Annotated in this window: 14 protein-coding genes; 4 read left to right on the forward strand and 10 right to left on the reverse strand. The window is 28.1% G+C overall.

Going from position 1 to position 14,405, the window contains the following annotated elements; translation table 11 throughout:
* Window positions 1-51: 51 nt before the first annotated feature.
* Window positions 52-417 (forward strand): C-GCAxxG-C-C family (seleno)protein, encoded by a 366-nt coding sequence (locus MKD34_RS06265; protein WP_240218747.1) that lies wholly within the window; start codon window positions 52-54, stop codon window positions 415-417.
* Between the two features lie 29 nt (window positions 418-446).
* On the opposite strand, the gene MKD34_RS06270 is transcribed toward MKD34_RS06265, so the two are convergent.
* The 3 genes from MKD34_RS06270 to MKD34_RS06280 form a co-directional block, all read right to left on the reverse strand.
* Complete coding sequence (locus tag MKD34_RS06270) at window positions 447-803, reverse strand: hypothetical protein (protein WP_240218748.1); 357 nt, start codon at window positions 801-803, stop codon at window positions 447-449.
* Window positions 804-869: 66 nt separating this feature from the next.
* Window positions 870-2,210 carry a deoxyribodipyrimidine photo-lyase gene (locus MKD34_RS06275; protein WP_240218749.1) on the reverse strand — a complete coding sequence of 447 codons (1,341 nt, stop codon included), beginning with the start codon at window positions 2,208-2,210 and terminating at the stop codon, window positions 870-872.
* A gap of 23 nt (window positions 2,211-2,233) precedes the next feature.
* On the reverse strand, window positions 2,234-2,632 hold the full coding sequence (locus MKD34_RS06280; protein WP_240218750.1) for a thioesterase family protein: 399 nt from the start codon (window positions 2,630-2,632) through the stop codon (window positions 2,234-2,236).
* A gap of 109 nt (window positions 2,633-2,741) precedes the next feature.
* Here MKD34_RS06280 and MKD34_RS06285 point away from each other — a divergent pair, with 109 nt between their 5' ends.
* Both MKD34_RS06285 and MKD34_RS06290 read left to right on the forward strand, forming a co-directional pair.
* Window positions 2,742-4,403 carry a LytS/YhcK type 5TM receptor domain-containing protein gene (locus MKD34_RS06285; RefSeq protein ID WP_240218751.1) on the forward strand — a complete coding sequence of 554 codons (1,662 nt, stop codon included), beginning with the start codon at window positions 2,742-2,744 and terminating at the stop codon, window positions 4,401-4,403.
* Complete coding sequence (locus MKD34_RS06290; RefSeq protein ID WP_240218752.1) at window positions 4,404-5,135, forward strand: LytR/AlgR family response regulator transcription factor; 732 nt, start codon at window positions 4,404-4,406, stop codon at window positions 5,133-5,135.
* A 29-nt stretch (window positions 5,136-5,164) separates the two neighbouring features.
* Here MKD34_RS06290 and MKD34_RS06295 read toward each other — a convergent pair whose 3' ends face one another.
* The 6 genes from MKD34_RS06295 to MKD34_RS06320 all read right to left on the reverse strand — a co-directional run bounded on the left by MKD34_RS06295 (window position 5,165) and on the right by MKD34_RS06320 (window position 12,674).
* Complete coding sequence (locus MKD34_RS06295; RefSeq protein ID WP_240218753.1) at window positions 5,165-6,562, reverse strand: carbon starvation CstA family protein; 1,398 nt, start codon at window positions 6,560-6,562, stop codon at window positions 5,165-5,167.
* 111 nt (window positions 6,563-6,673) lie between these two features.
* Window positions 6,674-7,423, reverse strand: a complete 750-nt coding sequence (locus tag MKD34_RS06300; protein WP_240218754.1) for an EI24 domain-containing protein — start codon at window positions 7,421-7,423, stop codon at window positions 6,674-6,676.
* A gap of 90 nt (window positions 7,424-7,513) precedes the next feature.
* Window positions 7,514-8,146: an OmpA family protein gene (locus MKD34_RS06305; RefSeq protein WP_240218755.1), complete on the reverse strand. Its 633-nt coding sequence runs from the start codon at window positions 8,144-8,146 to the stop codon at window positions 7,514-7,516.
* A 102-nt stretch (window positions 8,147-8,248) separates the two neighbouring features.
* Window positions 8,249-9,583, reverse strand: coding sequence for a H2O-forming NADH oxidase (gene nox / locus MKD34_RS06310; protein ID WP_240218756.1), 1,335 nt, complete (start codon window positions 9,581-9,583; stop codon window positions 8,249-8,251).
* 156 nt (window positions 9,584-9,739) lie between these two features.
* Complete coding sequence (locus MKD34_RS06315) at window positions 9,740-11,287, reverse strand: YfcC family protein (RefSeq protein ID WP_240218757.1); 1,548 nt, start codon at window positions 11,285-11,287, stop codon at window positions 9,740-9,742.
* A gap of 28 nt (window positions 11,288-11,315) precedes the next feature.
* Window positions 11,316-12,674, reverse strand: coding sequence for a Sapep family Mn(2+)-dependent dipeptidase (locus tag MKD34_RS06320; protein ID WP_240218758.1), 1,359 nt, complete (start codon window positions 12,672-12,674; stop codon window positions 11,316-11,318).
* Window positions 12,675-12,786: 112 nt separating this feature from the next.
* Here MKD34_RS06320 and MKD34_RS06325 point away from each other — a divergent pair, with 112 nt between their 5' ends.
* The gene (locus tag MKD34_RS06325; protein WP_240218759.1) at window positions 12,787-13,584 is read left to right on the forward strand and encodes a MerR family transcriptional regulator; all 798 of its coding nucleotides are present in this window, start codon (window positions 12,787-12,789) and stop codon (window positions 13,582-13,584) included.
* 35 nt (window positions 13,585-13,619) lie between these two features.
* Here MKD34_RS06325 and MKD34_RS06330 read toward each other — a convergent pair whose 3' ends face one another.
* The gene (locus MKD34_RS06330) at window positions 13,620-14,366 is read right to left on the reverse strand and encodes an MBL fold metallo-hydrolase (RefSeq protein WP_240218760.1); all 747 of its coding nucleotides are present in this window, start codon (window positions 14,364-14,366) and stop codon (window positions 13,620-13,622) included.
* Window positions 14,367-14,405: the final 39 nt, after the last annotated feature.

The raw sequence follows: 14,405 nt of genomic DNA on the forward strand, positions 1-14,405 counted from the left end.
TACTTTTGAATAATATAATCAATTAGGTATTCTATTTTAAAGGAGTGTTTTATGAATAAAAAAGTAACTTATGTTAAAGGACAGTTAAATTGTGCTGAATCTATTATTGATTCATTTAATAAAAATAACAATACTGAAATTCCTGTTGCTTTAGGAAGTGGTATGGGAACTGGAGTAACTATTGGTAGCCTTTGTGGTGCTGTTAATGCCGCTGTTCTTGTTATTGGTTATCTTAAGGGTAGAGAAACTTATCAAGAAGAGAATCAAGCTAGATCTTTGGCTAATGATTTATTAAAAGAAATTAAAAATAAGTTTAATTCTGAACTTTGTGTCGATTTGAAAAAATCAAATGTTAGTTGTAATGAAATTGTTAGTTTCACTTATGAAAAATTAGAAGAGATTTTAAATAAAAATTAAAGGAGTAGAATATCTACTCCTTCTCTATTTTAGTTAGCAACTTTTTCTTTTATTGCATCTACACCCTGATCTATCTTATCTTTTGCTTTATCTCCAGCCTTATCTAACTCTTCCCCAATTTTATCAGTTGCTTTTTCAACAGTTTCAACTGCTGATTTAGTTGCATTTTCAGCATTTTCTGTTACAGCTTCCTGAACCGCATTCTCTGTAGATGGCTTTTCTGTCATTTTTTGTGCATTTTCATCAGTAGAAACTTTATCTCCTGGAACTGATGTTGATTCTGTTGTTGTAGGCGTTGCTGCTGGTTTTGCTTCTTCTTTTTCACCTGAACATGCTAATATAAATACACTTAATGCTAATAATGAAATCAACTTTATTTTTTTCATTTTAACTCCTCCTTAAATTTTAAAGTGTTATATACTATTGTTGTTCAAACAGATTACTTTTCCTTTTTATTTTAAATATTTTTCTACATATTTTTCTATATCAAACTTTCTTTTCAATCCATCGCTATTCATATATCTAACTTTACCAAATATCTCCCTCTCTTTCCATGCTCGATCATGCTTTCCAAAACACCAAGCAACTCCTGCATAAGAGTTAGGATCTCTTCCATCATAAAAGTATTTATTATTAAGCTTTATTGCTATTTCATATGCTTTTTGGGGAGTAACACTCCATTCTAATATTTTTTTACACCAGTACATCCTCATATAACTATCCATATATCCCATATCTAACATCTGCTTTTGACACGCATTCCAATATTTATCGTGTGTTTTAAACTCTTCCAACTCTTTTTCACTATAAATATATTCTCTTTTATCATTTTCATGTTTTTCTAATGTTTTATAAGCCCACTCATATGTTATTCCTAGCCAATTATCATAATTTTTATTATAGTAGACAAAATTAATTGCTAATTCCCTTCTTATTATAACTTCTTCTAAAAAACTATTTTTTTCATTAATCAATTCTTTACTTAATTTTTCAATATTATGTTTAATTTCTACAGGAGATATTTGCCCAAAATGTAAATAGGGTGATAATTTTGAACTTCTTTCATTATCAGGTCCTTTATTTAAATAAAATTTTAAATCATTTTTTATAAAACTTTCTAAAATTTTTACAGCTTCTCTCTCCCCTCCTAAAAAACCTCCATCTAAAGTTTTTTTTATCTTTGGTATATATTTATCAGAACAGTCTAACTCCTCTAGAACATTACCCAAATTTTCTATAAAAAAATATTTTTCTTCATTAAAAGTTTCTTCGTTAAAAGTTTCTATTTTTCTATATTTATCTCTTAAAGTTTTTGCACTGTACTCCTCTTTAGTACTAACCAACTCCACAGGAATGACAACATTACTTTCAATCTCTAAAATTGTACTATCTATACATTTTAGCAATCTCTCTTTTACTTCCCTTTGATTTTTCAAATAACTTTTATCCCAAATAACAACTTTTGCTTTTTTACAAACTTTAATTATATTTTCTAAAGGATCTCCTTCTAATAAAATAAACTTGATACCTTTTTGATCAAGAGATTCTTTAACATCTTTTAAACCTTGTAGCATAAAATCGTAATGTCTTTTAGATGCTTCAGGATAACTATTTAAATAATTAAATACAACATAAAGAGGTATTTTATTTTTTTTAGATAAATATATTGCTTCATTTAAAGCAAAATTATATCTCGTTCTTTGACTTTCTTGCATCCAATATATTATATGTTGTCCTTCTACTTTCTTATTATTTTTTAAATATTTTATTCTTGAATCTTTAAATAAACTCATATGCACACCTCATAATATCTATATTATAAAAAGATTTTTTCTAATTCATTTAAAAACTCTTGAGAGAACCTTGCTACCTTTTTCTTTCCATAATCAAAAGCTACAATGATTGTACTCCCCTCTAATACGATTCCTCCCTCTTTTTTCTCTACACTATATATAAAATTTAATGATGTTTTTTTTATATCTATATTTTTTATTATTATTGTTAATTCATCTCCTAAGTATACCTCCCCTTTATAATAAACGTGTGCATCTTTTTGAATTGTACCAACATTATCTCCAACATTTATTTCCGTTACTCCCAAACTTTTAAAAAGTTCTATTCTAGATTGTTGAAATAGCAGTAATGCTCTTTCATTCCCCATATGTCCTCCATAATTTATATCTGATATTGTAACTTTATAATTAACTGAAAACATAATGCTCCTCCTTAAATATTTTTTTATCTATTATAACAATTATTTTCTCTCATTTGTTAATTTTCTTTTTTATATGATATAATTAATATCATAATTTTGAGGTGTTTTAATGTTTGAATTAGCTCATAAACTTTTCAATACCCTTGGGTATATAATAGCTATCGCTTTTTTCTTCTCTCGATTTAAGAGTGCTCGTAGTATTTTTAGTAGAGAAAAATATACAAAAAAAGATATGCTTCTACTCTCACTTACTTTTTCTAGTTTAGCTATCTTAGGAACTTATATTGGTGTTGATTACAAAGGAGCCATTGCCAATACAAGAAATATTGGTGTTGTCGTTGGCGGGATGCTTGCGGGTCCTGAAGTTGCTATAATATCTGGTATTGTTGCTGGTATCCATAGAGCTTCTGTTGGTGTTAGCAGACTAACAGCTATTCCATGTGCTATAGCTACTATTCTTGGGGGATTTATAACAAGCTATTTATATAAAAAAGCAAACTCTAATAATAGATCTCTTTTGGGATTTTTTGCTGGTGTTTTTGTAGAAAATTTAAGTATGCTTTTTATACTTCTTTTTGCAGAAGATAAAATTCTTGCTATGGATATTGTAAAAAATTTATACCTTCCTATGATCTTTATAAATGGAATTGGAGTCGCTGTTATAATTATAATTACTGAAGAAATTTTAGAGGAGAAGGAAAGAGAGGCAGGAACACAAGCTAAACTAGCTCTTGAAATTGCTAATAAAACTTTGCCCTTCTTTAAAAAAGGAGAGTCTCTAGATAGTATTTGTAAAATTCTTTTAGAGTCTTTGAAAGCTGAGATTGTAGTTATAACTGATAAAGAAGTTATTATTGCTAATGCTTCTAAAAATAACAATCTTTGTCTTAAAGATAGAGAGATTCAAAGTGAAGGCACAAAAAAAGTTTTAAGTTCTGGTGAGATTTTAATTTTTGATAGAAATAGTGAATTTAATGATTTCTCTTATTCTGAAGAAGGCATCAAGTCTTGTATAATCGCTCCTCTTTTTCAAGATGAAAAAGTTTCTGGAACTTTAAAAATTTACTTTAAAAACGAAGAAAATATTACAGCTCGAAAGAAATATTTAGCTATTGGTTTATCTCAACTAATTTCAACTCAATTGGAAATTAGTAAAATGGAAAATTTAAAAACTATGGCTAGAGATGCTGAATTAAAAGCTCTTCAAAATCAGATAAATCCACATTTTTTATTCAATGCTTTAAACACTACTGCGTCTTTTGTAAGGTTCAATCCAACTAGAGCAAGGGAAATAATAATAGATTTATCAACTTATTTAAGATACAATCTTGAAAACTCTGTTAATTTAGTTCCAATAAAAAAGGAATTAGAACAAGTTAAAGCTTATATCAATATTGAAAAAGCACGTTTTCATAATCGATTTGAAATTATTTATGATTTTGATGAAGATTTAGATACAATAAAAATCCCTAGTTTAACAATTCAACCTCTTGTTGAAAATAGTATTAAGCATGGTATTTTAAAACAAAGAGAGAGTGGAATAGTTAAAATTTCTATAAAAAAAGTTTATTTGAAATGTTTAGTCTCCATCGAAGATAACGGAATCGGAATTGATCAAGATATTATTAATAATATTAATAAAAAAATTGAAAAAAATATTGGTCTAAAAAATGTTCACAATCGTTTAAAACTTATATATGGTAAAGGTTTATTAATTGAAAAACTTGAAAAAGGAACTAAAATATCATTTTATATAAATCAGGAGGAATAGATGCTTAATTGTGTAATTATCGAAGATGAATTCCCTGCTAGAGAGGAGTTAAAATATTTTATTAATAACAATAATAATTTCCAACTTAATAAAGAGTTTGAAAATCCCATAGATGCCTTAAAGTATATTGAGGGCAATAATGTTGATGTCGTTTTCTTAGATATAAATATGCCAGAATTAGATGGTATGAGTTTAGGTAAAATCATACATCGATTTAATAAAAATATAAAGTTAGTTTTTATAACAGCATACAAAGATTTTGCAATAGATGCCTTTGAAATTAAAGCTTTTGATTATATTCTAAAACCTTATTCTGAAGAAAGAATCATAAAAGTTTTAAATAATTTAGTAGAAGAACTTAATAAAAATGATAATGAAAATTTAATTAAAGATTTTAATATCAAAAAAATAACTGTGAATCTAGATTCTAAAATGGTTGTTTTATCTACTGATGATATACTCTATATTGAAGCCGATGAAAAAGAAACTCATATTTTTACAGCATCTAATATGTATACGTCTAAATTAAAAATCTCACAACTTGAAAATATTTTATCAGAAAATATCTTTTTCAGAGGGCATCGTTCTTATATTGTAAATATTGATAAGATTGTTGAGGTAGAACCCTGGTTTAATGGAACTTATATCTTGAAAGTTTCAAACTGTAACTTTAAAATTCCTGTTAGTAGAAATAAAGTTAAAGAACTTAAAGAGATCTTAACTATAAAATAATAAAAAGGAGCTTTTTAAGCTCCTTTTTATTATGCTTTAATAGCCTCTTTTTTATTTATTTTCTTTAAGAATAGTCCTAAAGCAATTACTGCTCCTGCTATACCTACTACATATCCTATTGTTTCTGATAATCTAAATCCTTCTGGTGCTATTAATATATATGTAGTAACGACTGCTGTCATAAATACTCCTGGAATTGTTGCAATCCAGTGATTTTTTCCTTCATTTGCTAAATAAACTGCTCCTGCCCATAAAGCTATTGTAGCTAATGTTTGATTTGCCCAAGCAAAATATCTCCAAATTATTGCAAAATCTATAAAACATAATCCAATTCCCACTGCAAATAATGGTATTGCAATTATAAATCTATTTTTTACAGGCCCTTGCTTATAATTTATTGCATCTGCAATAGCTAATCTAGCACTTCTAAAAGCTGTATCTCCAGATGTTATTGGACATGCTACAACTCCTAATAGTGCTAAAGCTCCTCCAACCTTACCTAAAATACTATTTGATATTGTATTTACTACAACTCCTGCTGGCCCAGCATTCATTAATCCTTCTGTTCCTCCAAAGAATGTCATCGCTGCTGCTGCCCAAACTAGTGCTATAACTCCTTCTGCTATCATTGAACCATAAAATATTCTTCTACCTTCTTTTTCATTTTTCATACATCTAGCCATCAACGGAGATTGTGTTGCATGGAATCCTGATATTGCTCCACAAGCTATTGTTATAAATAAATATGGATATATAGATGTACCTTTTGGATGAAGATTTACCATTGAAATTTCTGGAATATTATATCCTTTTAAAATTAATCCTCCACCAATTCCAATTCCCATTATTATTAATGATGCTCCAAATATTGGATAAATTTTTCCAATTAACTTATCTACAGGAAGAACTGTTGCTAACATATAATAAGCTACTATTACCGCTACCCATGTCAATGTATTTATACTTGTCATACTTGCTAAAATTCCTGCAGGTCCATTTACAAATACAACTCCTACTAATACTAGTAAAACAACTGAGAATACTCTCATTATTTTTTTTGCATTATCTCCTAGATAATGACCTACAATCTCTGCTATTGTTGCACCATCATGCCTAACAGATAACATACCTGATAAATAGTCGTGTGTTGCTCCTGCGAATATACATCCAAAAACTATCCATAAAAATGCTGCTGGTCCCCATAAAGCTCCTGCTACTGCACCAAATATTGGTCCTAATCCAGCTATATTTAAAAACTGAATTAAAAAAGCTTTCTTCCAATCTAATTCAACATAATCTACTCCATCTGCTAAACGCACTGCAGGAGTTTCTCTGTTTTCACTTACTCCAAATACTTTTTCAACATACTTTCCATAAATTACATAACCTAAAATCAAAGCTATTAATGATCCTATAAAACTAATCATTTTAAACCTCCCTTTTTTTATTTCTTTTCACAATAGATTATAATACTGTTTCAGAAAAAAAATAACTTTTTTAGAATAAAATGATTATTTTAATACTTAAAAAGCTTTTTTTTATTCCTTAATTACATTTTGGAGCTTCAAAATTTTCAATGTTGTCATTGTAAAAGCGACAATACTAATAATAGGTCCTATAACTATACCTATAACGGGAATAAAATATATCAATGTAAATATTCCTCCTCCTAAAGTAAATACAATTCTGTTTTCTTTCATAAATTTGGCACTCTCTTCTGGAGAAAATCTACGCCTTTCTAAAGTGTAATCTACAAAGTTATAAGATATAAAATAACTTTGTATTAAAAAAATTAAAATAGGAACGATTAAATTTACTATAGGTATAAATCCTAACAAAATTACAATAAAAGTATAAATTATTTCCTTTACAAAGCTTTTACTTGCTATTTTTATACCCCTAAGTATAAAATTTAAATTTTCTTTTAAAGTAAATTTATATTCAGTTCCTTCTTGATAATTTTCAATTTTTTCTGAAATATAGCTAAAAAATGGGGCTAGTATCCCTAAAAGAATCGTTTTAAAAAAGAAATATTCAATAGCTATCATTATTGTTCTAATTATAAAAATAATAAGCCATCTAAATAATCCCGCATAACTCTTAACATCAAAAATAATATTTATTCTATTAAAAATCCAATCTCCAATATAACCAGAAAGCCAATAAAAAAATATTAATATTATTATTCCTACAACTCCTCCTATTAAATATCCCCATGATAACTTTAATTTTTTTATAATTCCGGGAGCTTTTAAATAACTTTCTAACATTAATCTTATTTTCTCCAATTTAACTCACCTTCTCTTTTTTATATATCTACTATTTTTTTTAAAGTTTCTTCTACAAATTAAAAAAAGGCTAAAAAGCCTTTTCTTTAATTATTGTTGGTATATATTTATTTCTACTCTTCTATTTAATGCTCTTCCTTCTGGAGTAGCATTTGAAGCAACTGGATTTCTATCTCCATAACCTATGCTAGAAATTCTATTTGGTGATACACCTTGTGCTGCTAAATAGTTAGCTACACTTTGGGCTCTTTGTAGTGATAAATTTAAATTTGAGTTAGGATTTCCTGTGTTATCAGTATATCCTGAAACTTGAATTTTTGTCTCTGGATATTTATTCATAATATATGCTATCGAATTTAATGGTGCATAGAATCCACCGTTTAAAACAGCACTACCACTCTTAAATGATGATTCTCCTGGTAATCTTAAATTTATATTATCTTTATTATTAGTAACCGTTATATTTGTGCTATTTAAAGCATTTAAGAACTCTTTATATTGAGCGTCTTTGTATGCTCCCCATCCTAGTCCTGCTAAAGCTCCTATTCCAGCTCCTATTAAAGTTCCCTTTGTATCTTTTCCAACTAGTTGACCTATTAATGCACCTGCTGCTGCACCTTTTACAGTACCACTAGTTTTTTTATTTGTTGGTGTTGCCGAGCTACATGCTCCTAATAAAGATGTTGTTAATAATAACATAGCCATTATTTTTTTGTTTCTCATTGTTGTTCCTCCTGTAACTGATACTATACTCTATTATCTAATATCTCTAGTTACATGTCAAGAAAGTAAATTATTTTTATTAACTCTATCTATTTATATGTTCTACTTCGCTCCTAATGCTGCCATAGTAATATAGTTGTATGGTTGATTAAAATGAGGTAAGAAGAATATGTCTAATAATTTAATCTTATCTATTGTCACTTTTTCTTGAATAGCTAATGAGAACATATGAATTCCCATAGAAATATCTTGTCTTGATGCCATTTGAGCCCCTAAAACTCTTCTTGTGTTTTTATCATAAACTATTTTCAAAAACACTTTATCATTATCATGCTCTATAAATCCAGGTTTTTGCAAATCTGCAAACTCTGTGGCTACGGCATCATACCCTAATTTTGTAGCTTTTTCTAGTGTTAATCCTGTTGAAACCATATTTAATCCATAAATTGAAATTCCATTTGATCCCTGAACTCCTATACTTTCAAGTTCTGTTCCACACACATTGTGAGCTGCAACAATTCCTGAACGAACTGCATTTGTTGCTAAAGCTATATAATTTGTATCTTCTATAGAATTATCATATATTGTCGCACAATCTCCTATAGCATAAACATCATCTAAACTTGTTTTTTGAGTTAAATCAACTTTATAAGCACCGTTTCTGAATAACTCTAATGATTCTTTTCCTAAAATATTATTTGGTATAAATCCAACTGCTAAAATGACCATATCTGCTTTATATGTTTTTTTATCAGTTATTACTTCTTCTACTTTGTCTGTTCCTTTTAATTCTAAAACTTTCTCTCCAAAATTTACATTTATTCCATTTTTTACAAGATTTTCTTTCATCATCTCTCTAAATTCTAAGTCATAATATCCTGATAAACAGCTATCACTTAAATCAACTAACTCTACATTTTTTCCACATCTTTGGAAAGCTTCCGCTAATTCAACACCTATATATCCTGCTCCAACTACTACAATGTTCTTTAAATCTTGATTTTCTAATTTTTTTATTACATCTTCAGCGTGTTGATATAGTTTAACAAATTGAACATTTTTTAAATCTTTACCTGGAATTGGTAAATCTATAGGTAATGAACCTGTTGATAATATTAATTTGTCATAACTCTCTGATACCTCAACACCATCTTTATTTATTCCATATACAACTTTATTTTTAAAATCTACTTTTTTAATTTCAGTTTCCATATGAACTTTAGCACCATTACACTCTAATTTTTCTTTAGAAGAGTAGAATAATCCTTCAGGCCCTGATATTTGTTTTCCAATCCATAACGCCATTCCACATCCTAAAAAACTGATGTTTGAATTTTTATCAAATACTACAACCTCTTCATTTGGATAGTTTGATAAAATTGTGTTGATTGCTGCTGTTCCTGCATGATTTGCTCCAACTACTACTATTTTACTCATCTCTTTTGCCTCCTAAAATTCATTTTATTTGATATTCAATCAAAGTATACCTTTTCAGTATTATAAAGTCAAATTTTTTTAGTGTAAAATATGACCCGTCATTCTAGTATTTTTTAATCAAAAAAACACAGAAGGATAAACCCTCTGTGTTTTTTATTAAATTAATCCTAAAAATTGTGATACTGAAATTAATATACATCCTGCTGCTAACATTGTTATAAATATCTTTAATACAAATTTTAAATATCTATCATATGGAACATTAAATAATTCTAATGTTCCCATAGTTGTTGCACTCGGATAAATTCCAGACATAAAATTTATACCTAACGTAAATGCTGATATCAACATTATCTGTCCACCTATAACTCCTACATTAGAATTTTGGAATAATGCCATTGCAACTGCTCCAAGTATAGGCATTGTTATTCCTGCTACTCCACTTGTTGATTGTAAGAAACACCCAATTCCAACATATGCTAAAATCGTAGCAACTGAGAATGCCCACGCTGGGATTCCTTGTAATGCTGATTGAATCCAATATACAAACGTTACTGACATTCCTGAAGTTTTACTTCCCATTAAAACAGATATTCCATTAGCTATTGCTAAAACTAATACAACCCCTAATAAATCTTTCGCACCTGATGCAAATTCTTTTACAAATTTATCTTCAGGAATTTTATTTATAAATCCTATTAAAATCGATCCTAAAAAGAACACAAAAGAAAATTCTCCAAAATACCAATCTCCAAGAGGAGTTATATACTTAGCTCCTAATACATCTCCTAGTAATGGTATTTTTGCTAATAAATATATTGGTGCATTTATAATATCCTGAAAGTTAGATCCATCTGCAAACTTGATTTCATACCAAGGCATATAACCTAATATTAGTAAAACTATAATTCCTATTAATACCATAATTGACCAAAATCTTTTCTTAGTTAATTCAGGAAGATGTCCTTGCTCGTGAGTCATAGTTTTTACATCAACATCAGCTACAAGAGATTTTTCTTTATTTTTTTTAACTTCATTTGCATACTTAACTGTAAAAAATAGTCCAATGGCATAAAGAAGCACAAATAAAATTAATCTCAATACCATTCCACTTCCTAAAGAAAGTTCTGGATTTCCAATTGCACCAATAGCTGCTCCTGTTGAAAATGGATTTACAACACTCGCCATATTACCAGCTGTTGCTCCAACTGTTAAAACAGCCAATCCTGTTATCACATCATATCCTGCCAAAACAAATAAAGGTACTATAACAATTGAAAATGCAGGTATCTCTTCCCAAAATCCAAACACACTACCAAAAACAGCAAAAACAAACATTAAAATTGCTATTAAAGTAGTTCCTGTATATTTTTTTAGCAACGCTCCAATTCCAGCATCCATTGCACCTACAGAGTTTATTAATCCTAAAAAAGCTCCAGCCATTAAAATTGCAATACTTACTGAACTTGATTTTTCAAATCCTTGTATTGGTGCCATTAAAATATTCCAAATTCCTGCCGGCTGACGACCTAACCCTTTTACTACTTCTCCAGCATCATTAACAATAGCGTTATAGATTACTTCTTTTACACCATTATTACTTACAACAACTGATTGTGGAACTATCCAAGTTAAAGCCCCTGTTATTACTAAAAATATAAAAACAATAGTATATGCACTAAACATCTTTCTTTCTTTTTTCAATGTTCTCAATCTCCTCTAGCAATATTTTTTAAACTCTAAATTTTTCAAAAGCTTTCATATATATTTTCATAGCCATTTTCATATCATCTAAAATTATATATTCATTAGGTTGATGCTCCGTCTTAGGACTATTTGGTAAAACATATCCAAATGCTACACAATTATTTATCGCTCTTGCATATGTTGCTCCACCTCCAGCTATTGGCTGAGATTCCATATCGCCAGTTACTTCCTGGTACGCTCCCATTAGTGTTTTTACTAACTCTGAATCAAGAGGAGTATATATAGACTTTAAATAATCATGTTGAGAATACTCAAATCCATATTCCTTTGCTTTTTCAGTTAAAGTCTTAACAATTACTTCTTTATCATAAGTAACAGGAATTCTCATATCTATACATAAAATCTCATTCTCTGGTGTAAATTCAATTTTACCAACATTAAATTTCAACTCTCCTGAGTGTTCATCTTTAACTTCTCCAAATATTGGCTCTGCAAAGTTATGTCCAATTAAATTCTCAACTATAAATTTACCTGATTTTGTTTCTATTCCACTTAAACTCAAAGCATGTAGATATCTATTTATAGCATTTACTCCAGTTTCAGCTACTTGAGCATGAACACTTTTTCCTATAATTTCAATTTTATTATCTTTTTCTGTATACTCGTATTTCAAGTTATCCAAAGCTTCTGCTAATCCTGCTGTTTTTTCAACTAAAATACTTGAAGGAACCGAGTTAAAAGCATCTCCACCTTTAAATATCATTCCGCTTTGATTTTTTGCTGTTAATTTACATTGTAGTAATCCTTTTTCAGCATATATTAAAGGAAATTTAGAATCAGGTGTAAATCCAACTGTAGGCATCTCCTCTTTTTCAACATATCTAGGCATGTCTCTCCATAAATTTTCTTCATCCGTTCCAAATATAAATCTTACTCTATAGTTTAAATTAAAACCACAATCTAAAAGTGTTTTTAAAGCATAAATAGCTGCTAATGTTGGACCTTTATCATCTTGTGATCCTCTTCCATAATATTTACCATCTTTTATTATTGGCTCAAATGGAGGATTTTCCCACTTATTTAAATCTCCTGGAGGTACAACATCTAAGTGTCCTAAAACCCCAACTAATTTTTCTCCTTCTCCAATTTCAGCATACCCATAATATCCTTCTGGATCTATAAACGTCTTTAACCCCAACTCCTTACAAATATCCAACATTGTTTCTAGAGCTTTTTGAATATCCTCGCCAAAAGGGAATCTATCATCGTTCTCTTTCAAAAAACTAGGAATTGAAACTATTCTGTCTAAATCCTTTAAAAATTTAGGAAAATTTTCTTCCATCTTCTTATACAATCTTTCTTTTTCTTGAATTTTTGTGTTCATTTTTCCTCCTATATGCATTTTTATTTGTTGTGTGTTACTATTTGTAGATATTTATTATATCTGCTATAATTATATAGTATAAAGTATACTTTATAGTCAAGGGGGTAATTTATTGAAATTTTATAAAATTAGTGAAATTGCTAAAACATTTAATATAAGCAGAGAAACTCTTATCTATTATGATACTATAAATTTATTTAAACCAGCATATATTGATCAAGAGAATGGTTATAGATACTATAATGATGAAAACATCTCTGATTTATACTTTATAAGTATGTTAAAAAAAGCTAACTTTTCTTTAAAAGAAATTAAAGACTATATCAACTGTAAAAATACATCTGATAGTATTGAACTGCTTAATAAAAAACTACAACAAATTAAAGATAAAATATCAATTCTTCAAAATTCAGCAGAATTTATTTCAGACAAAATTCAAGAGATTGAAAATATATCTAATCAAGATGGCTGCACTCCTTTTCTTGAAACTTTAAACGATATCTTTGTTTTTCAAATAGAAATTTCTGAACCAAAATCTGAAAAAGAGCTCATTGAAGGAATTCATACTTTAAATGAACTTCGAAAAAAATATAGTTTAGAAAAAGCTAAAAGAATAACAATTTTAAAAAAAGAGGACATTTTAAAAAATGAATATTTTAAAATAGATCGAATTGGAGTTATTGCATCTAGTGTTTCTAATCATTATATTGACTTCAATTTAGTAGTTTCAATTTATCATAAAGACTTCACTCAAAAAATAGGTGAAAGTTACTTCAAACTATTAAAATTTATAGATGAAAATAACTTTAAAATTTTGGGTGATTCTATTGAAACCTTTAATGATGTAATTGTTAATGCTGGAAATTGCATGGGACAAACCATAAAAATATCAATACCAATAGAAAGCTAGTTCGTTATGAACTAGCTTTCTATAAATATATTTTTTTAAATTTCTAATTTACTTCCTGTTTGAATTTCAAAAACTTGAAATCCACTATTTTTTTCAAGTTTTTTAATTCCAAATTCACCAGTACAATGACATGGAAAAATAGTATTTATACTTGTTTTATTTAAGTATTCTATCAAATCATCTATATATTTCTCATTTTTATTTAAACTAGTTCTACTTGATAGATGAAGCCCACCTATTATACTATGTATCTCTACTTTTTCTGTTTTACATTGCTCTAAAATATTTTCTATTCCTATATGTGCACATCCAACAAGTAGAGTATTAGTATTATTTTCTTTTATTATCATATGTAACTCATGTTTAAAACTATCTTTTTCATACTCACCATTTTCATTTTTCATATAAAGATTTTCATTAATTGGATTATCACTTTTCTTATCAAAACAATGAAATAAATATATATTCTCTAGATTAAATGTACTTTGAATAAAATTAAATCTTTCAACATCTAAGTATTCATAAGGTATACCTATATCTATATACGCTCCTAATATTTTTTTATAATGTTTATCAAAATAATACTCACTACAATATATTTTAGCTTTCTTATTTTTTTTTAAAAAGTATGGTAATCCTCCACCATGATCTTTATGACCATGAGAAAGAACTAAATAATCTATTTCCTCTAGATTAATTCCTATTTTCTCTGCATTTTTCCAAAATTTTTTACTTTCACCTACATCAAATAATATATTTTTCCCATTTGTTTTTATGTACAAAGAGAGGCCGTGCTCCTTTGCTAAATCTTTATTTAAACT

It is taken from the genome of Cetobacterium somerae (assembly GCF_022430525.1).
In the GTDB taxonomy this organism is placed as follows: Bacteria; Fusobacteriota; Fusobacteriia; order Fusobacteriales; family Fusobacteriaceae; genus Cetobacterium_A.